Source organism: Ruficoccus amylovorans, from assembly GCF_014230085.1.
In the GTDB taxonomy this organism is placed as follows: Bacteria; Verrucomicrobiota; Verrucomicrobiia; order Opitutales; family Cerasicoccaceae; genus Ruficoccus; species Ruficoccus amylovorans.
In genome coordinates this window covers 41,282-60,752 of record NZ_JACHVB010000052.1, presented here as the reverse complement: position 1 = coordinate 60,752, position 19,471 = coordinate 41,282, and the positions used below count along the sequence as shown (strand labels likewise).

General features: G+C 57.0%; 13 protein-coding genes. 9 read left to right on the top strand and 4 right to left on the bottom strand.

Features of this window, described 5'->3' with window-relative positions; all coding sequences use genetic code 11:
* Positions 1–612 precede the first annotated feature (612 nt).
* From H5P28_RS15800 to H5P28_RS15765, 8 genes are all read left to right on the top strand, one after another.
* Positions 613–2,376: a beta strand repeat-containing protein gene (locus H5P28_RS15800; protein WP_185676664.1), complete on the top strand. Its 1,764-nt coding sequence runs from the start codon at positions 613–615 to the stop codon at positions 2,374–2,376.
* A gap of 10 nt (positions 2,377–2,386) precedes the next feature.
* On the top strand, positions 2,387–3,331 hold the full coding sequence (locus H5P28_RS15795; protein ID WP_185676663.1) for a prepilin-type N-terminal cleavage/methylation domain-containing protein: 945 nt from the start codon (positions 2,387–2,389) through the stop codon (positions 3,329–3,331).
* A 105-nt stretch (positions 3,332–3,436) separates the two neighbouring features.
* Positions 3,437–6,811, top strand: a complete 3,375-nt coding sequence (locus H5P28_RS15790; protein WP_221773456.1) for a heparinase II/III family protein — start codon at positions 3,437–3,439, stop codon at positions 6,809–6,811.
* 20 nt (positions 6,812–6,831) lie between these two features.
* Positions 6,832–7,911, top strand: a complete 1,080-nt coding sequence (locus H5P28_RS15785) for a zinc-dependent alcohol dehydrogenase (protein WP_185676662.1) — start codon at positions 6,832–6,834, stop codon at positions 7,909–7,911.
* Positions 7,912–8,083: 172 nt separating this feature from the next.
* Positions 8,084–9,001 (top strand): Gfo/Idh/MocA family protein, encoded by a 918-nt coding sequence (locus H5P28_RS15780; RefSeq protein ID WP_185676661.1) that lies wholly within the window; start codon positions 8,084–8,086, stop codon positions 8,999–9,001.
* 19 nt (positions 9,002–9,020) lie between these two features.
* Entirely contained in the window at positions 9,021–10,121 is a 1,101-nt protein-coding gene (locus H5P28_RS15775) for a Gfo/Idh/MocA family protein (RefSeq protein ID WP_185676660.1), read from the top strand.
* A complete protein-coding gene (locus tag H5P28_RS15770) occupies positions 10,118–11,188 on the top strand; it encodes a Gfo/Idh/MocA family protein (protein ID WP_221773455.1) in 1,071 nt (356 codons plus the stop codon). Before H5P28_RS15775 ends, H5P28_RS15770 begins: the two co-directional genes overlap by 4 nt.
* Positions 11,169–12,434 (top strand): enolase-like domain-containing protein, encoded by a 1,266-nt coding sequence (locus tag H5P28_RS15765; protein ID WP_185676659.1) that lies wholly within the window; start codon positions 11,169–11,171, stop codon positions 12,432–12,434. Before H5P28_RS15770 ends, H5P28_RS15765 begins: the two co-directional genes overlap by 20 nt.
* An 85-nt stretch (positions 12,435–12,519) precedes the next feature.
* On the opposite strand, the gene H5P28_RS15760 is transcribed toward H5P28_RS15765, so the two are convergent.
* The 4 genes from H5P28_RS15760 to H5P28_RS15745 form a co-directional block, all read right to left on the bottom strand.
* On the bottom strand, positions 12,520–13,434 hold the full coding sequence (locus H5P28_RS15760) for a glycine betaine ABC transporter substrate-binding protein (RefSeq protein ID WP_221773454.1): 915 nt from the start codon (positions 13,432–13,434) through the stop codon (positions 12,520–12,522).
* A gap of 20 nt (positions 13,435–13,454) precedes the next feature.
* Entirely contained in the window at positions 13,455–14,249 is a 795-nt protein-coding gene (locus H5P28_RS20035) for an ABC transporter permease (RefSeq protein WP_185676773.1), read from the bottom strand.
* Positions 14,250–14,971: 722 nt separating this feature from the next.
* Positions 14,972–16,183 carry a quaternary amine ABC transporter ATP-binding protein gene (locus H5P28_RS15750; protein ID WP_185676658.1) on the bottom strand — a complete coding sequence of 404 codons (1,212 nt, stop codon included), beginning with the start codon at positions 16,181–16,183 and terminating at the stop codon, positions 14,972–14,974.
* Between the two features lie 90 nt (positions 16,184–16,273).
* Entirely contained in the window at positions 16,274–17,662 is a 1,389-nt protein-coding gene (locus H5P28_RS15745) for a hypothetical protein (RefSeq protein WP_221773452.1), read from the bottom strand.
* Positions 17,663–18,197: 535 nt separating this feature from the next.
* Here H5P28_RS15745 and H5P28_RS15740 point away from each other — a divergent pair.
* On the top strand, positions 18,198–19,439 hold the full coding sequence (locus H5P28_RS15740; RefSeq protein WP_185676656.1) for a substrate-binding domain-containing protein: 1,242 nt from the start codon (positions 18,198–18,200) through the stop codon (positions 19,437–19,439).
* The last annotated feature ends 32 nt before the right edge of the window (positions 19,440–19,471 follow it).

Genomic DNA, 19,471 nt, shown 5'->3' with positions numbered 1-19,471 from the left:
CTTTCTCATGACTCATATGTGCCTGCAGTTGGCAAGCTCCTTTGGTTGCCCGGTATGGTTATTCTTGTTTGGGGTTTTGTGAGCCAAGTAACTTTGTGGTGATTATTGGAGTTCTTTTGATTGGAAATGGTTTTAACAAGTGGATGATGCCTTGGTTATGCGGTTGCTGTAGATCTGTGGTAGTACGTGTAGTGCTATCAGGTTTTTATCTAAGACCCCTATCAAATGTGTCGGCCATGTTTGGGGCCTGGGTTTAAGACGGTGGTCTTCTTGAATTAATGATTTGAGGGAGAGTATTATTTGGAGATTTTGGCTTTTATGTCAGTTTATAAAAAGGATTAGGTGGTTTTTTGGGGGGGGGATTGAGCTTGAAAATAACCGGTCCAGTTTTGGGTGTTGGGGGAGCGGTCTCGACTTGAAGATGGCGATAGGGGGCGTAATGTTATTCCCGGTTTAAGACAGCTGATACTTGCCCATAGCTATTCATCGAGACAGCTAAATATAACATCATTAAAAGGATTGTGATAATTGGGAAACACAACTTCGGGATGTGAACATATGAAAATAAGTAACCATTTGAGGAGTAAATCTGATCACCCTAAAGCTATGAAAATGAAAAGAAAAACAAACATACTCACCTGCCGTTCGAAGTCGATCTTCGCCGGCCTGGCCGCCGGATGCTTGTTCGCCGGCAGTTCTCTGTTCGCTGCCAATGTGAACACCTATTGGACCGGAGGCGGCGCCGACAATGACTGGGCCAATCCCGATAACTGGGACAATGGGGCTCCGTCTGACCTTTCTGGCGATGGCAATGTCAGCCGCGCTTTCTTCAACAGTACGAGCGGCGCGGTCAATAATGTGGACATCACGGGAGCGAATGTCGGCAACTACATGAATATTGGCTTTGGTGGAGGCACGACCGTGAACCTGAACATGGCCAGTGGATCGTCGCTCTCCTTTCAGACTCCGGGGAGCCATCTGGTAGGCAGCAATTCGGGGGCGGCTTCTATCTTGAACGTTACCGGCCCGGTAAGCGGATCCGCCGATTATTCTTTCTCGGGCTTCCAGATTGGAACAAATGCGTCTGACACCGGAAGTGCGGCGAACTTTTCAGGCGCGCTCAACATCACGGACAGCGGTGCAAATACAGTCGTCGGCAGGCAGGGTAACGGCCACACCCTGACCGTTAGTGACGGTGCCATTTACAATGGCAAAGGCATGCTGCTGAGCGGAACCCAGGCCGTGACTTCCGGAGTTGGTAACGATAACAGCCTTGTGGTGACCGGTGCGGGCTCGGCGATGACGTTGAGCGGCTTGAGCGGCGAGTTTTCCACCCTCGCCCTTATCGTTGCGTCTCGCCCGACGACAGGGCTTAGTTCCTCCGTTATTCAGAGCGGAAATATCGTCACGGTATCGGATGGCGCGAGCTTGACTGTGATTGGCGATAATCCGGACGCGACGGTTTCGGTGTTGGTTGGGGCGAACCACTACCGGAGAGATAACGGCATCCTCGTGACCGGTAGCGGCTCCACGATGACGGTGTCGGGAGACGTGTACACTCAGGTCGGCTACAATAGCAGTGCCAGTGATGACAACTACCTGAAGGTGGAAAACGGCGCGACCTTTAAAACCGATGCGACGGTGGATGTGCTTGATGGTATAACGGCCACGACGGGGCGCAACTACCTGCTCATCGATAATGGCGGCACCTTCACATCGAGCAGCGTGCTGACCAATACCAACGGCCTGCTCCAACTCGCCGAAGGCGGTGTGCTCGCAGGCAAGACTCTGGCCGGGGATAGCACTGCGTTGACGGTTAACGTTGCTGGCAGCGGACGTTTTGAGGCGGCCGGGACAGGGCTGGGAAATACCGTTACTGTCAATTTTGAGGGCCAGGTTGTGGAGCGTCTAGTGGACAACGAGATCGTCTATGATACCTATACGGCGGTCTTCGCCGTCGGCCTGGACGGCGCTACCGGTCCGGCCACGGTGACGGTTGATTCCACGATCAACCTGAACGAAAACAGCATTCTCGAAATCGAGGTTTACGGCAACGGCGGCATTGATTCGATTATCCTCGGCAGCAATGCGGAGTTTAACATCGGCTCGAACGTCATGCTCTCGATCCTCATGGGGGATGCCGGCCCGATTCTGGAAGGTGACTACAATATCTTCACGGGCAACATCGCTAGCATCAGCGGTGATTTTACAGATATGCTGCTCCCCGAGTTGGACGGCGGCAAGTCCTGGGATACCTCCCGCTTTAACGCGGCTGACGGATGGGTGCTCTCGGTGGTGCCGGAGCCTTCGACCTACGCCGTTATCCTCGGTGCTGCGGTTGTTCTGCTGGCGCTTGTGCGCCGGAAACGGAAATAGTTGTCAAGGCGTGCGCGGCCTGCTGACCTGTTTGCGGCAGGCCGCGGCACCGCCGACATCACGACTCAAGTATTATGTAACCAAGGTAATTGTTGAGATGAACGTATTTAAAATCCTGACCATGCTTGTACCCGCTGCCCACAAACTATTACCGGCAGTGCAAAGTCAGGCAAGTACCCGGCGGAGCGAGCCGGTTGGCCATTTTGGCCGGGATTGGTCCGTTCGCGGGAGGGCAGGGTTTTCGCTGATTGAACTGCTGGTGGTGATCGCCGTGGTCGCGGTGCTGGCGGCACTCGTGGTTGCCGTGACGGGAAACGTCCGCCAGTCGGCCGACCAGGTAAAGAATGCAGAAAAGCTGCGCAACCTCGGGTTGGCTTCACTCGCGTATGCCAGCGATAATAACGGGCGACTGCCGTTGACAGTGATGGTCGGGACGGGAGCACGCATGACACAGGGCCCGGTGCTTTATAATACCCAGTCGATAAACGCCCTGAGTATGCTCACGAACCAATGGGATGATGCGGCAGAAGACCGGCCCGTATGGGGAATGAGTGATTACCTGGAGGGACCGGATGCGTTTTACGGGCCTTTGACGCCTAATCTGGAACGTGAAGCCAATCGCTTTCACTACTACAACGACTCGCCAATCGCCTACCTCATCAGCTACATCTACTACTCGCTTCCGGGGGGCGTTGACACGACGAACCCGCCCCGTTCCCCGCTGGCGCCCGGGCTTTCCAATGATAGTGTGAATTCGGCGGGTATCAGCACGACGCCTTTGTTTTCCGACCCGACCTCTACCTCATGGGCTGATAATCTGATGGGCGGTTTTACCGGAGATAAGATTACAGTGGTCCGAATGGACGGTAGCATTGCGAGTTTTGACAGGAGCTACATCTACTCCCTCGCAAGCAACGACAAGGTCCGGGCACTCGGAGACGTTCTGGAAGATTAACCAGTAACGTAACTTGAGGTTTTTTATTCTTTTTTTAATACTTTATCTGATTTTATGACTCTAAATCGCTTTACTCCACTGCCATTTTTCATGGTCTTTGTTTGCATGCTTGGCCTTTCGGAAAGCCATTCCGAGAGCACTACCACCACGACGCAGAATGCGGCGGGCACGGTGGTTCCTGTGATAGGCATGGCCTACACTCAGGCTGACATCGAAGAGGTTCGGAAACTGGTGCGAGAGCAGGGTGCGAACGAAGAACTCGTGGCGGATATTCTCACGGTAGCCGATGAGTGGGTTGCCCGCAGTGAGTCCGAAGTGGCGGGATTAGTACCGGGGCCGGAGGAGATCTACGCCTTCGGGGTTGCGGGAGATCCGCGTACAGATGCTCCCTGGCCGAGGTTTGCCCGCTCGGGGGACATGTGTAGCCTCGATCAGCCCGGTGCCATTCGCTCGCCCCATACCGGAGATGTGTACGGGATTCAGAAGCCCGGTGAGCTCTACTACGACGATGGGAGCGGCTGGGTACGGGAGTCGGACGGGAAAGTATTTTATTTCAAGGGTGTGTGGAACTCCTGGGTGATGGACCGTCTCCATGAGGCGGTGGACAATCTGGCCCTGGCGTACATGCTGACCGGTCAGCAAGCCTACGCCGAGCGGGCTTTGTTCATCCTCGACCAGTTGGCGAGCCTTCGTGTCCAGCAACCCAGCAATGGCAGCACGGTGGCGGATTATCCCTACGTCGGCAAAGACGGTAAAGGCTTCTTCCGCTACCTTGGAAACATCGCTAACCAGCGGGCGATCAACTCCGCCTTCGCCTTCGACTTGATCGGTAACGCGGATTTCGCCGGTACGCCGTCACCCACCGCTCCCGACCTGACGGTGCGCGAGAACATTGCCGACAACTATTTTGATTTTTACGAGTACAATTATTTCTCCGAGATGCGCTCGTTGACGAATCACGGCATCATCCTTGTGGCCAATCTGCTGGCTCAGGGAGTGCTCTTCGGTGACGAAGAACTGCTCGAGCAGGGGTTGGTCGGGTTGAACGGATTTTTCGACAACACCATCAACCGCGATGGCGATTACATGGAAAATTCCGGCAGCTATGGCCGGCTGGGGCGTGATTACGGCAGCCGTCTGATGGCACCCCTGGCGAACTACGATGCGGCGAATTATCCGGCCGAGGCCGGGATGCCGTCGCTGGAGTCCGTGGGTAACCCCGGGGACGATCCGCGCTGGTACGAGACGGCTGTACGGATGCTTTACCGGCTGCCTGTACTGGGGCGTTACCCGCAGTACGGAGACATGTCGATGGACCGAAATATTTATCTGGACGAAGATAATGTCTGGCTAAGCAAGCACCGGAACCTGTTCCTGCGCATCCTCTACGGGCAGACGACGCGACCCGAGTGGAAGCGCGAAATCGAAGTCCTCTACGCACGTCTGCCCGACGGTGAAGCCTTTACACCCAGTCTTGAGGAAATGCTTGTCTATGGCCCGAGCATCTGGAGCGAGCCACCGCCTCCGTCTGAAGGCGCCGAGACTGTTACCCTCGGGGAAGAGTCCGACCTGATGGCCGCCAAGGGGATTGCGGTGCTCCGCAGTGGCGAAAAGGAAAACGCACGCGCCTTGTTCATGCGCGGCGGGTTTAACAGTTGGCATGGTCATGATGACCAGATGACGATAGTTCCTTACGGGGACGGGATGGTGCTCTTCGGAGAGTACGGCTATCAATGGTCTGGTACGCCCGATAACCTGGGCTGGGGGACGCGCTCCGTCGCCCACAACGCCGTCATCGTGAACGAGGACCTGCCGGCCCCTTACAAGTACAAAGGCTCGTGGACGACGATTCCCGCTCCCGCAGCCAGTGTGACCGGCTTCCTCGCAGATGCCGATAGCCCGGCTCAGATGGTCGAGATGAGTAACCCTGAGCAGTATTCGCTGGCTTCGCTGACTGACTACCGGCGGGCAGCCTGGCTGATCGACGTGAACGCGAGCGATTACTATTTTGTGGACATTGTTTATGTGCTGGGAGGGAACACCCATGACTACGTCTGGAACGGCCCCTATGCGAATGCGGGGGTGGATCCCTTCCGTGTCGAGGGCGTCACTCCCGAAGCGGTCGAGGGCATATGGACGCTTGCCTCGGTGGGAAACCCGAAGCTGCGCTCAGAGTCTTGGAACCAGCCCGGCCAAAGCTGGGGCGAGCGCCTGAACGGCACTGGCGGCGGAATCGTGGAACCGCTTCCTGGCGAGAAAAAACTGCCCACGAACAAGTGGAACCCAGATCCGGGAAACGGTTATGGCATGATTTGGGATGTCAAGCTGGCATCGGCGGTTCAGGAGGACTGGACGGCGGAGTGGCCCTTACCGGATAACCGGAACCGGATGCGTGCCCACATGCTCAATTTTGACGGGATGGACGCGATGACGGCCAAGAGCCCGAGTATTAACCCGGACAACCACTTCGAGGTCATCGTTGCGCGTCGCAGCGGGCGTGGTCTGGAAAGCCGTTTCGTTAACGTCGTCGAAGTCGGAAACGATTCCTCCTGGCCCATTCGCGATATTCAGCGTCTCCCCTTTGAGGCGGACGAGGAAACGGATGCGGTGGCGTTCGAAGTCGGACTTGAGGGCGGACTGAGGGATTATCTGCTGGCCTCCCGTTTGCCCCAGAAGATGAGCACGTCGGTGGCGACAGTGGACGGCAGGCAGGCTTTTGTACGGATGGATGAGGCCGGCGAACTCGTGGCGGTGGCCATGCAGGAGGTAACCGGGCTTACTGCTGAGGGCTGGGAGATCAAGCTGGAGGCCCCAGCCATTCGCGCCCGGGTGCTGGAAGTTTCTCCCTACGAGGGCGAGTCCGTGTTGGTCCTCGATTGTCCGCTGCCGGAGGGCAATGTTCTGGAGGGGGCGCCGCTGCTGGTGGACAGTATTATCGGCGGAGATCTGGCGTATTCGAGCAACGAGTACTATGAAATCGAAGAGGTCGAGTCTTCGGCGGATGGACGGTCCACATTGCTGTTTCAGCGTCAATCACTGGTCAGCGCGTCGATGGAGATCGAGTCCGTCGATCCGGCAGCCAACAAAGTCAATCTCTTCTGGATGCACATGATGGCAGGCCGTGGAGGTGCACACGCCTACCGGGGTCACGGCGTGGTGAAGGCAGGGGATTACGCTTCGGCAGAGGAGCCTGTTCAGTCACTGGTGCGCAGGGTTTTTCGCCGCGAGGTCGAGTTGACCGAGGTCGAGGGGCTTTCCGCCGGAGACCGGATCGACATCCTGGCGGTCAAGCCCGGTGATGTTGTGAGTATTCCCGCCACATTAACGCTGGGTCGAGTGCCGGGGAAGGATGGTCTCTGGCGCCTGAAGACATCCATGCCCGGTAGTCTGACTTTCCCGACTGGCGAGGGAGCCAAGACCGTTTCTTTCGAAGCGGGCACGACCTTTTTCAATGCCACAGGTATTCAACCCAGACTCTGAACCCATTTAAAAAACTTACCATGAAAAAGACAGACAGTGTTTGTGAGATTGACGATTTATCCTCTGAAAACGGGGACATAACGGTGATTCAGGCGGTCGCCGGGAAAGGACTGGAACTGGCCCGGGGGGCCACCGTCGATATGAGCAAAAATGACGTGGAGATTGCTCCGCTTTATAGCTTTATCAGCGCCGGGACGGAGCTTCGCTCGCTGGAGGTGATTAAGGACGCCGAGCCGGGCAGCCACCCCAATGCCAAGATGGGCTACAGCCAGGCCGGGGTTGTCAAGCGTGTGGGCAAGGCGGTAAAGGGAATCGTTCCGGGTGATCGCGTCGTGGCGATTGGCGCGGGAGCCTATCACGCCACGCGCACAGTGGTAGCCCAGAATCTGGTCGTGCCTTTGCCCGTTGGGGTTTGCCCACAGGAGGCGTCGCTGGCCGCGATGTTTTGCTTTGCCCTGGAAAGCGTGTATAAATCGGATGTCAAAATCGGCGAGAACGTTGTTGTTTTCGGTGCGGGCATGATGGGGCAGATGGCGACCCGCCTCTACCAGATCGCGGGTGCACGTGTGTGCGTGATGGATTCGAATGAGTTTCGTCTGAACCTGTTGCCAGAAGGTACTGTGACCTTTCCCTTGAGCGACACGGGTTGGGATGGATTGGCAGAGTGGGCACGCCCCTATGGCGTGGAACACGCGAGCGTCTGCTTCGGCGGGGACGCGACGGAGGCGGTTGAAAAGCTCAAATCGTGCCTGGCCACCGCGCCTGACGGAGTTCCGCACGGGCGTATCGTGTTTCCGGGAGGAGCGAAGATTTCACTGTTGATGGCCTCGAACATGGGGAATGTGCAATTGCTCAGCTCGGCCAAGGCGGGCCCTGGCTATCGGGACCCGGCGTACGAGTCCGGAGTTGATTATCCCGCTGTGTATGTCCCCCATACCGTGCGCCGGAATGTCCACACCATGCTGCAACTGATGGAGAGCGGAACCCTCGACTTGTCTCGACTTGTCTCCAGGTGCGTTCCCTTTGCCGATGCGAAACTTGCCTACGAGGCGTTGAGTCAGCCGAATGCCGAACTGTTGGCAGTGCTGCTTGAGTATTGAGGATGGGTGTGAACCCGGATTCATGATGACAGGCTGAGCCGGCGGAGGCGGGGGCCTCCGTCGGACTCAGTTACCTTTACATGGGGGCTGGGCGCATGCTGTTGCGTCTCTGAAGCCTGCCGGGCTTTGCATGTCGATGCGCGAAGGATAACCCTCACAAACTTGTACATAAATGAGATTAGGAATTGTTGACCTGGACACGAGTCATCCGGCTGCGTGGCTACCGGTGGAGCGCGAACTGGGAGCGGAAATCGTCGGGCTGTGGGACGGCGGTGCCGTTCACCCGCGTGGCTATGCGGAAAATTTCGCCCGCGAGCACCGTATCGGGCGTGTTTTCAGCTCGCTCGAAGAGATGGTGCCCGCTGTCGATGCCGTTGTCATCCACGGTTGCGACTGGGACACACACCTGGCGAAAGCGAAGCCATTTATCGAGGCGGGGAAGTCCGTCCTCATCGACAAGCCGGTAGCCGGGAACCTGGCCGACCTGCGCCAGATCGGCCAGTGGGCGAAGGCGGGAGCCCGGATTTTCGGCGGGTCCTCACTGCGCTATGCTCCGGAACTGACGAAGTGGATGGCCTTGCCCGAGTCCGAGCGCGGCACCCCGCACACAGCGCTCAGCGGGTGTGCTGTGGATGAATTTAACTACGGGATTCACGCCTACACCTTTGCCTGCGCGGTCATGGGGCCGGGCCTTAGTAAGGTTCGCTGGCTGGGGGGCTCCGTGCAGGAGCGGGTGCAACTGAGCTGGAAAGATGGCCGCCTCGCATGGGTGGTTGTCGGTGAGCAGGCCGGAGGATGGATGCCGTTCTACGGGACGATTGTGACGGACCGGAGTTTTGTTCAGATGCAACCCAAAACGGACGACCTTTACCGGGCCTATCTCGAACGCGTCTGGCCGTGGCTGGCAGGTGATGCTCAGCAACCACCTTGTGCATTCGAGGAAATGATCGAGCCGGAATTGGCAGCAATCGCAGCCTTGCAGTCGCGACAGGCAGAAGGCGCTGAAGTGGCAATTGGTGAGATCGCAGAAGCTGTCTGCTATGACGGAGCTGGCTTCGCCAGGCGATACCGAGAGCAAAGATATAGTTAAAAGATAAAACGTTATTTATATGTCTAATGAAAGTGCAAAGCCCGTGCGGTTTGGCCTGATCGGGAGCGGCGGTATCGCCAAAGTACATGTGGATGCGCTGGCACGGATACCGCAGGCACAGTTGGCTGCAATTTATTCGGTGGATCCGGTGTCGGCGTGCCGTTTGCTCGACTCCGACTCGGCTGCCGCGGCGGCGAATGACGATGACGTCCTACTGTGCGATTCGGTGGAATCGTTGCTCGGGCAGGACGCTGCGGTGGATGCGGTACTCATTGCCACCCCGAGTGGGCTTCATGCCGAGGGGGCTATTCCAGCGTTGCGCGCGGGCAAACACGTGCTCTGTGAGAAACCGCTTGAGATTCAGTCGGGGCGCATACGCTCCATGATTGCCGAGGCCAGCCAGCAAAACCGGATTCTCGCCGGGTTGCTTCCGCTGCGTTGTGGGGTGGGGGCACAAGTGATCCGTCGAGCGGTTGAGCAAGGGCGGTTCGGTCGGCTTACCTTCCTGAGTGCGAGGATCAAGTGGTGGCGAGAGCCGTCCTACTACGAGGCATCCGCGTGGCGTGGCAAGTGGTCCCTGGATGGCGGCGGCGCTCTGATGAACCAGGGAATTCACGCGGTGGACCTGTTGCTTTGGCTGGGAGGGCAGGTGACTCAAGTCTCTGCTTTGTCCGGTCAGCTCGTGCATACGGGAATCGAGGTGGAAGATACGCTGGCAGCAAACCTGCGCTACGCCAGTGGCGCGCTCGGTACAATTACTGCGGCGACGAGTTGTTATCCGGGGCTGGACTTTATGTTGGAGATATCCGGGGATCGCGGGACGGCGGTTCTGGTTGATGATCGGATTCAGGATTGGCGTTTTGCGGACGAGAAGCCGGAGGACGAGGCGATCCGGGCGGGTAATCTCGGCGGGGAAATCCGGGGTGGATCCTCGGACCCGGCTGCCATTTCCTGCGAAGGACATCGGCAGCAAATTGCGGATTTCTGTGAGGCGGTGAGAGGCTCATCTAGAGACTCTATCATCGAAGGAGACGAAGCCGGGGCCGCCGTTGCCGTCGTGGAAGCTGCCTACCGCTCGGCCCGATCCGGCAAGGCGGAAAATGTGGAGGAATTATCATGAACGTTGATATGCAAGGCGGACGCTCTCAAGGTAGGGCGACCGAATACCGATTCGCTTTTGCCGGATTGAGGCACTCGCATATCTTTAGCCTCATTGAGCGCGTCAGCGCCCATCCGGCCTGCCAGATTGTGGCTGCCTGGGAAGCCGATGACACTGCCCGGGCGGCAGCTGAGCGAGTGTGCGGACTTCCATTCGAGTATTCGGATTTCGATACTCTGCTATCAGAGAGCGGCTGCAATGTGGTGGCTATCGGCGATACTTATGCCCGACGGGGAGCACTTGCGATCCGGGCTCTGAAGGCGGGCTGTCATGTGATTGCTGACAAGCCGCTATGTACCTCGCTGGAAGAGTTGGGGGAAATTAGCAGCCTGGCACGGGCGGGTGGGCTCTCCGTGGGCTGCATGCTCGACTTGACGGAGGCTCCGGCCATTCGCGGTCTGCGGGAAATCATCCGGGACGGCAAGATCGGATCGGTGCAGACCGTGACGATCCTGGCGCAGCATCCCCTGCTTTATGGGCAGCGCGCGGGCTGGTACTTCGCCGGTGATCAACACGGGGGAACGGTCAACGATATCGGTGTGCATGTGTTTGACCTGCTGCCCTGGCTGACGGGATCGGCGTGGGAGCGGATGATCAGCGTGCGTGAATGGAACGCGAAGGCCAAAGAGGCTCCGCACTTTTGCGATTGTGCGCAGATGTACGGAACGCTGGAGAACGGAGTTTCCTGTTTCGCTGACCTGTCCTATCTGGCTCCAGATCGGTGCGGATACTCACTCGCTCAATACTGGAGGCTGACGGTGCATGGGACGTCGGGTATGGCCGAGGCCAGCTACGGAGCAAAGACTCTCAGCTTGGCGACTGATTCCGACGAGGAGATACAGCGCGTCGCGCTGACGGAGATCCCGGCCTCCGGGCGTAACTACTTGCAGAACTTTCTCGATGAAATCTCGGCCAAGGACCAGACCTGTGAAGGCGCGTTGAGCACCGAGGATATTTTGAAGACCACACGCCTGGTGTTGCAGGCACAGCAAATAGCTTCTGAAAAAAATGAAGATTCGCATTCTTGAAGCGTCCGTCGAATTTATCGAGCAACCGTTCTTGCGGCCGCTACAAATAAGTTCCGGGACAATCACCCAAACGACTGAAGCCCGCGTGCGCGTACGTGTGTGCGTTGGTTCCGAAGAGGCGGAGGGACGAGGCTCAATTTACCTGAGTGACCTGTGGGCGTGGCCGGGCGGAACTGAAGCCCGTGGACAAAAGGAGCGCCGGATGCGGGAGCTCTGCGAGCATCTCGCTGCCGGCTTGTTTGATGCGTGCGGAGGGGAGCCTGAGCATCCGCTGGAGTTGGGCCTCAGATTGCACGAGAGGATATCGGCCCTCGATTTTTTTGAAGAAATGCCGCTACTGGCCAAAGCCGTTTGTGCCAGCCCCTTTGATGCCGCTATCCACGATGCGAGTGGGCAGGCGATGCGCAGGAGTGCGTTTGATTTTTACTGCGAACCTTGCGCGGTTCCGAGCGCCGACCACTGGTTTACGGAGGGAGTCTGCCAGGCCGTCCGACAGATACTCCGCCAGCCGTTAGCGGAGCTGGATGCCTGGTGGATCGTCAGTGCAAAAGACGATTTGGATGCCGTGATGCGGCAGGCTGTTGGCCGTCATGGTATCGGTTGCTTCAAAGTGAAGATATTGGGCACAGACAATGAAGCCGATGCGCTGCGTACCTCCCAGATCTATCAGGCCGCACGGCGGCAGGGTGTTGCTTCTCCCGTTCTCTCGATCGACAGTAACGAAGGTAATCCCGATGCGGACGCGGTGCTGGATTACCTGGAGCGGCTGAAGGCCACGGATGAGCACGCATACGCGGCACTTGATTATATTGAACAGCCTACGGCGCGGGACATCGTTAAGCACCCCTTTAACTGGCAAAAGGTGGGAGCGCGTAAACCGGTCTTTCTCGATGAGGGATTGACGAGCCTGGAGCTATTGCCGGTAGCCAGGGAACAAGGCTGGAGCGGATTGGCATTGAAGACCTGTAAAGGGCATAGTTTCGCCTTGGTGTCGGCAGCCTGGGCGCTGAATCATGGGATGAAGATCAGCTTACAGGATTTGACGAACCCTGGATTCTCGGCGATTCACGCCTACTTGTTTGGCGCTTATCTCCCGGTTCGCAAAGGAGTGGAGTTGAATTCACCGCAGTACACGCCGGGGGCCAATGAGCCGTGGCTACCCCGGCTGGATGGTCTGTTCTGTGTAAAAGGCGGCAAGCACCGATTAAACCCCGCCGGCTGCATCGGACTCGGTTCCACCTTGTAGCAAATGGCAAACAACAACTGGCCGACGGCATTTTTTCCTCGAAAACACACGTCGGCCAGCCGGGTTGCTTCTTGCGGGAAGCAGGTCAATTCGGGATCCAGGACTCGACGAGTGGATTGTTGCGAGCCATCCAGTCACGGGCAACATCATCGGGGTCGGTGCCCGCATCGGCGCTGTTGATCGCCTGCATCAGGTCCAGAAGCTGCTCTTCGGTCAGACTATAGTTAATGAAAAGTTGCGCCACGTCCGGGTAATCCGCGGTGAAGTTTTCGCGCGCGACGACTTTGACCGCGTCGATTGGATAGACACCTAGCGGGTCCTTGAGGACTTTGAGGTCAAAACGGGAAAACATCCAGTGCGGTTTCCAGCCAGTCACCACGATTGGTTCTTCATTGTCAATGGCCTGCTGGAGCGCGGCAGTCATGGCCGGGCCTGAGGAGGCGACTTGCTCAAGCTTCAAGTCGTAGGCATCGATCGCCTTGTTCGTACTTTTATAAATACCGGCGCCGGTCCCAATGCCAACAATCTTTCCGTCCAATTGGTCGGCAATATTGTTAAGGTCTTCGATGGAGTTAACATCCATATAGCTGGGTACGACAAGCCCGGTGACTCCGTATCCGAAGACCGGCCCCAGGTCCTCAAGGCTGTCGCCATACTTGTCCCAGTAGGACTTGTGTGTGTTGGGGAGCCAGGCGTCGATCATCACGTCCTGGCCGCTGTTGGCCAGCGCGGTATAAATCGTGCCGGGATCAGCCTGGGTCAGCTCCACATCGTAGCCGAGCTTATCCTCGATCACAGCCTTGGCGAGATGAGTCATGGCAATGCCTTCGGCCCAGTTGGGGTAGGCGATTTGGATCGTGTTACTCAAAGGAGCCCGCTGTGTGTTGGCGTCGTCTGTGGCATTGGCGCTCGTGGTTGTCTTTTCCTTGCAGCCACTCACGATGAGCGCTGCCGCTGCCAGCATGAAGGCGATGGCGGTGTTACGTCTGTTCGTTGTCATAAAATACAGAGGGTGGAATGTTAGCTCTTTTTCTTATTACCCATAGCCTGAGTGAGGCGGTCGAGATAGATCGCGAGAATAACGATGGAAAGCCCGCTCTCGAAGCCATACCCCATCTCCATCTGCTGGATGCCGCTCAAGACGGCTTCACCCAGCCCGCCAGCCCCGATCATACCGACGATGACCACCATCGACAGTGAGAGCATGATGGTCTGGTTGAGGCCTGCCATAATGGTCGGCATCGCAATCGGCAATTGGGCCTTGACCAGCATCTGCCAGTCGTTGGCGCCAAAGGCGTCCGCAGCTTCGACGACTTCCTCGGGTACTTGCCTGATGCCCAGCGTCGTAAAGCGTACCGCGGGCGGCATGGCGAAAATGAGCGTGGCAAAGGCGCCAGGGACGACCCCGAGACTGAAGAAGAATACGGCCGGAATCAAATACACGAAAGCTGGAAGCGTTTGCATAAAGTCCAGTACCGGGCGGATGACTTTTTCGGCAGATCTGCTGCGCGCGGCGAGTACACCTAGAGGAACTCCGAGGATGAGCGCAAACAGGGTTGCGGAAACGACCATGGCGAGTGTCAGCATCGTCAGGTCCCACATGCCCATTGACATGATGAGCAGAAAGCCGATCAGGCACATGACGAGCATGCCCAGGCCTGAGACCACATAGGCCAGCAAAGCGAGCAGGGCAAGGATCAGGGCCTTGGACAGCCATACCAGTCGGACCGGGTCCAGCGTCGCAAACGAGGACTGCGCCTTTTGAGTCGCTGCCCGCACCGCATCGTCAGGAAAGACATTGGCGGCGACTCGCATTTTTCCGGTGATGCGAGAGTAGGTGCGTGTATTTAAAATATCGATACACGCTTTAGGCTCATCCAGTGACGCCAGGATGCGTTGTGCGGGCTCGACATCTTTGATGAGGCTAAAGCTTTCGTAGTACTCGATGCTTTTGTCGAGGGGAGATAGTTGCTTTGCGCTCATCCCTTCCGCCTGGGCATGGGCTCTGAGCTTGCTGAGTGTTTCCAGAATGACCTGATAGTCGCCTGGTGATACGCCGCGCAGACTACGTTCGGCTACACGTGTTTGTCGGGCAAGCATGCTGCCGCGCTGGACCTGTGCTGAAAAGTCCTGAATCGCGTCGGTGGCTGGTTGAGTTGTTGCCGGAGCTGCGTTTTCTAAACTCTTCACCATTCCGGCGATGTCCTGCTGGATGGCTTCGCTTTGAGCGATTGTGAGTTGCTGATGGAGCGTGTTGAGCCGATAGGCCTCGATCCCGCCAATGCCGATGCAGGCACATATCCCCACGATGACGGCCGAGCGTGCCCGCAGCTTCTTGCGCAGGGCCAGGCCCATGAGAAGGCCAAAGAGCAGTGCTACAATAATGGACGGATAGAAAACATGCGACTCTAGCAGAAAGATATTCTCAAGGAACACGATGACGGCCTTAACCGCCGTGCTGATGGCATCGAAGAAGCCCTGCAGGTGGTGCTTGAGGAAATAAACGATGTTTTCGAAAAATTCACCTACTGGTATCTTCATGTCTCTGACTCTCCCCCGATAGCTCCGAGGATGGCGGCACGCGTCACAATCCCCTTAAAATGTTTGTTTTTCTCAATGACGGCGATGGGCAGGGACTGCGCTGAGGCATCTCCCAGCATGTCCGCGATCAGATCGTCAACATCCGCCGTGCGCATGTCTTCCTGAATGATTGCGCGCAAATTCCACTTGTCGCGGTCATCCTCCGCACTGGGAACTTTTTTGCACAAATGTATGACGTCGTCGATCTTGACGTAGCCCAGGAAGTGGCGGTCGCGGTTGACCACGACCATCGTAGATGAGCCGATCTGGCGCATGCGGCGGGCGCATTGATGCGGCCCGGCCGTGTCATAGATGACATCGGTGGGGCGCATGATGGAACTGGCCGTGAGGACCTTGGAGCGATCGACATTTTCCACAAACGCGGCGACGTAATCGTCGGCCGGATTTGATAAAATGTCCTCGGGCGTGCCGATCTGCACAACCGCTCCATCCTTCATGATTGCGATGCGCCCGCCAAGTTTGAGGGCCTCATCAAGGTCATGCGTGATAAAGACAATCGTCTTGTGCATGGAGGCCTGCAACTCCAGCAACTCGTCCTGGAGCTGAACCCGAATGAGGGGATCGAGGGCGGAGAACGCCTCGTCCATGAGCAGGATTTTCGGGTCGTTGGCCAAGGCGCGGGCCAGGCCGACGCGCTGCTGCATGCCGCCGCTGAGTTCGTCCGTCATCTGGTACTCGTAGCCCTTCAGACCGACGGTTTCGATGGCTTGAAGCGCGCTTTGGTAGCGTTCTTCACGGGGGACTTTCTGGATTTCCAGTCCGAAGGCGACATTATCGATAACGCTGCGATGCGGCAGCAACCCAAAGCGCTGGAAGACCATCCCGAGCTTCTTGCGGCGGACATGGCGCAGTCGGTCTTTCGACATGCCGACGATGTCCTCTCCATCAATTTTCACCTCACCGGAAGTAGGTTCGATCAAGCGATTCAGACAGCGAATGACGGTGGACTTGCCGCTCCCGGACAGGCCCATCACGACGAATATCTCACCCTCCTCAACGGTGAAAGACGCATTGTTGATCCCGACCGTACAGCCTGTTTTCTTTAAAATTTCCTTCTTGCCCTTACCCTCTTTGAGCATCGGCAAAGCCCGCTCGGCAGGGTGTGGGCCGAAGATTTTGTACAGGTTGTTAACCTCAATTAAACTCATGCTCTCCTTAAGTCGTACCGTGGTATGCCCGTGAAAGTCCAGAGTTTATCGGACTTTTAGGCTTTTGTGGCATTTTCTTGTGATTATAGATTAGAAATAATAACCGAAATTAATGTTAATTCTGTACTCCCACGTTTGGTTCTGGTTGGCACCAAAGTTGGTGTATGGATTGCCACCGACAAAGTAATTTCCGTCGGAGAAAGCTGTTTCGGTATAAATGTACCAGCGTCCCGCAGCCCAGGCTGCGCCTACCGTGGCGAGCGCACTGTTTTTAAAGGGCTGATTCGTGGCATCGTCGTGCCCGAACTTGATGATATTACTGTACTCGATATATGGCGTGACCGAATCCAGCCATTCGAGCTGATCGACCTCGTAAAAATAGCTCAGGCTAATGGCTGGCACAAGACCTTCGGTCGCGACACCTTCCTCGTAGGCATAGGCTCCCATCGGGATGAGTTCGTTGTCACCCAGGCCGTTTTTATCAATGCTGTAGTTGTAGTAACTGAGCTGGGCCTGAAGCGTCCAGTTCCCGAGACGATGCACGGCGAAGCCTGATAGCGCGTACATGCTGCCGTCCTCATAGCCGCCGGTGCCGTTGAGGTGCCCCAGCATGGCCGAGCCGCCGAGATCGGCCTCCAGCCCGAGATACTGCGTGTGGTAAATGCCACGCAGGTTCAGTTGCCCGTCCTTTTGGTAGCCGCGGCCATAAGCCGCCTTGACCGGGTCGTAGGAATATCGGGCGGAATCCGCGTATGCGTTGTTGGGGCCGTCGGGACCGAGCCAACTGCCTTCGCCGCAGGCATAGATACCGGCATCGAGCGACCAGTCCCCGACTTCGGTCGTGAGCTTTACGCCTGTATCCATATTGTCTGACAAACCGATGTAGTAGTGCTGGTCGAAGAACCAACTGTTGGAAATGCCATAAGGGCCGGGGCCGAATGGAATACGGTTGATGCCCGCCTGAATTTCCGTGCCGTCTTCGAAGCGGTAACCGAGCCAGAGCGTATGCATGAAGCTGTAGCCGTCATACCAGCGGTACTCCAGCTTGCCGATGAGCCAGTCCTCGTAATCGAGGTCCAGATTGATGCGGAAGGTGTCGAGTTCGAAGTTGCCTCCGTCGCTGCCACGGGAGGGCCCATTGGTGCCGACGTAGTCGCCGTAAATGTAATTCGCGCGAATGGCTCCGCCGACGGTCACCGGCCCGACTTTGAAATCATTGGGATCGAAGATGTAGAACACCTTTTCCGGGGCATCCTCCAGCGACTCCTGTACTTGCGCGGGGTTGCCCGTCTCATCCTGAAGGATGGCTGCTTCGTCAAGAGGAGCGACCGGTTTGGCATCGGCGGCTATCTGTTTTTGGGCAAGCTGCGCCTGAGCCTCCTGTAGCTGGATCTGTAGCTGGCGGATTTGCTCCTGCAATTCCTCAACGGTAGGTTCGGCCGCGAAAAGCGAATTGGCCAAGCCTACGCACGTTACCATGATAGTGAGTATGTGTCTGCGTAGATAGATCATTTGACTGTAGCGACGCTTAAGCAAAAGCGTCATTATCGGGTGGCATTGCCGGAGGTAATGCCAGAGCCCGATAGGTTTCTCGCCGTATAAACCGGCCCGGTTAGCCTGCATGGCTGAACAGCGAAAGTGGACGGCAACTTCCACACGAGGCTTAACGCGAGCCTCAGAAACTACCTATAGTGTGCGACTATGGTCAAAAGTTTAACTTATTATGTCAATGTAATTTATTATTTTTATGAATGACCCGGTCCCGATTCCCGTTGCCTGACTCGGATTAGAGGCTGCCCGGACAAGGCATTTGCGCGAGTACTCATGGGTTTTACGCAACGATTGATGCCGGTTGACAGTCGGCGGAGAATACGTAAAACTGGACCGGTTTTCACCCCTCAGCTTGCCTGCTGTTTCGATTCAGTTTGCAGGTAATGCGCAAGTGCTCGCAGTCGTGAATCTTGGCACGATGCCTGCAGTCTTTACCCCCATTTAGTTTCGTTCTGTTTACGCCATGAAAAAGCCCTCTTTGCCCGAACGATTAGCTATTGCTCTGCTGATAGAAATCGCCAGCGGGAATTACCATCCGGATACGCGTTTTCTCTCGCGCCGGGAAATCATGCACCACTGGAAGGTATCGAGTCCGACAGCGACTCAAAGTCTGTCGCTGTTGGCGGAGTGGGGGATTCTCAGTGCCTGTGGCCGTAGCGGACACTATCTGGAAAAGCATTTCATGCGTAAGGCCCTCCTGCGGATCAAGAAGTCCCATGCCGAGCCGCTACCGGGGCGACCACAGTGGGAAAATAAGGTCCGTGCTTCGATGCAGCCCGACAGCCGCTTGAGGCGTATCGCGGTCATTGTGGTGTCGGACTGTTCTGCTCCGGAAACGGATAACCCGGCTCCCGACGGTATCCCGGGGCACCTCCCGTCGGTGACCCGGGCCGTATGTGCGGGCATCTTTGAGGAAATGGAAGCGGAAGGGGCCACGGCGGATTTTTATTTCGATGATGGGCTGGATGAGACGCGTGAGCGCGTGGTACGGGACATCGAGCGTGCTCGACCGCAGGGGGTGATCGTCGTGCGCAGGCTGCTTTCGACTGCGGTCAGTCCGGTTGTTCAGCCCTTGCTCAAGGCGGGCCTTCCCGTTGTGACGGCTTTTGATGACTGCGAGCGGTTGCGTATGGTGTCGGTTAACTTTAACAATGTCGGCCTCGGTTACAGTGCCGCGCAGCACCTGATCGAAGCCGGGCATCGGCATATCGCCGTCCTCGTCCCGCCTGAAAAGGATGAGCCATACTATTTCCGCGGTCGACTGCACGGCTGCAAACTGGCTGCGCGAGAGATCGGGCAGGGGCGTGTTACGGTCACGCCACTCACGGTCTCGCTGGAAAGGCGAAAGCCTGCCAAGAGCGTGATGTCGCTGCTGGATAAACAAAATCCTGACCGGGTGACTGCTCTTTTCGCGACTACGGTCGATGGGCTCGCCGCATTGGAGCCAAGTCTGGATGCGACCGGGATTCGTGTGCCGGAGGATATGTCGGTTATCATGTGCTCCAGCAGACAGGGGCTGACTCCGGGGGGACGTCCGTTCGATATCATGAAACTGGATTTCAGGCGTATCGGCCAGCAGGCATTTCGCGCGCTGGAGCGGGTTCACGAAGGTAGCTTTGCTGAAAAAGTCTGGCTCGTGGATGCCGAGTACGAGCCCTGCGGCACTGTCGCACCCTTGCGCGGCGAGGGGCGACCTCACTCGTGACAGGACGACCGGTCAGGCCGCCATTTATTGGG

What these genes read in the sequence shown, in the direction of transcription:
- H5P28_RS15785 (WP_185676662.1), top strand. Translation starts at nt 6,832, where the DNA reads ATGAAAAAGACAGACAGTGTTTGTGAGATTGACGATTTATCCTCTGAA.
- H5P28_RS15800 (WP_185676664.1), top strand. Translation starts at nt 613, where the DNA reads ATGAAAAGAAAAACAAACATACTCACCTGCCGTTCGAAGTCGATCTTC.
- H5P28_RS15740 (WP_185676656.1), top strand. Translation starts at nt 18,198, where the DNA reads ATGAAAAAGCCCTCTTTGCCCGAACGATTAGCTATTGCTCTGCTGATA.
- H5P28_RS15750 (WP_185676658.1), bottom strand. Translation starts at nt 16,183, where the DNA reads ATGAGTTTAATTGAGGTTAACAACCTGTACAAAATCTTCGGCCCACAC.
- H5P28_RS20035 (WP_185676773.1), bottom strand. Translation starts at nt 14,249, where the DNA reads ATGCGAGTCGCCGCCAATGTCTTTCCTGACGATGCGGTGCGGGCAGCG.
- H5P28_RS15780 (WP_185676661.1), top strand. Translation starts at nt 8,084, where the DNA reads ATGAGATTAGGAATTGTTGACCTGGACACGAGTCATCCGGCTGCGTGG.
- H5P28_RS15775 (WP_185676660.1), top strand. Translation starts at nt 9,021, where the DNA reads ATGTCTAATGAAAGTGCAAAGCCCGTGCGGTTTGGCCTGATCGGGAGC.
- H5P28_RS15760 (WP_221773454.1), bottom strand. Translation starts at nt 13,434, where the DNA reads ATGACAACGAACAGACGTAACACCGCCATCGCCTTCATGCTGGCAGCG.
- H5P28_RS15770 (WP_221773455.1), top strand. Translation starts at nt 10,118, where the DNA reads ATGAACGTTGATATGCAAGGCGGACGCTCTCAAGGTAGGGCGACCGAA.
- H5P28_RS15765 (WP_185676659.1), top strand. Translation starts at nt 11,169, where the DNA reads ATGAAGATTCGCATTCTTGAAGCGTCCGTCGAATTTATCGAGCAACCG.
- H5P28_RS15745 (WP_221773452.1), bottom strand. Translation starts at nt 17,662, where the DNA reads ATGGTAACGTGCGTAGGCTTGGCCAATTCGCTTTTCGCGGCCGAACCT.
- H5P28_RS15790 (WP_221773456.1), top strand. Translation starts at nt 3,437, where the DNA reads ATGCTTGGCCTTTCGGAAAGCCATTCCGAGAGCACTACCACCACGACG.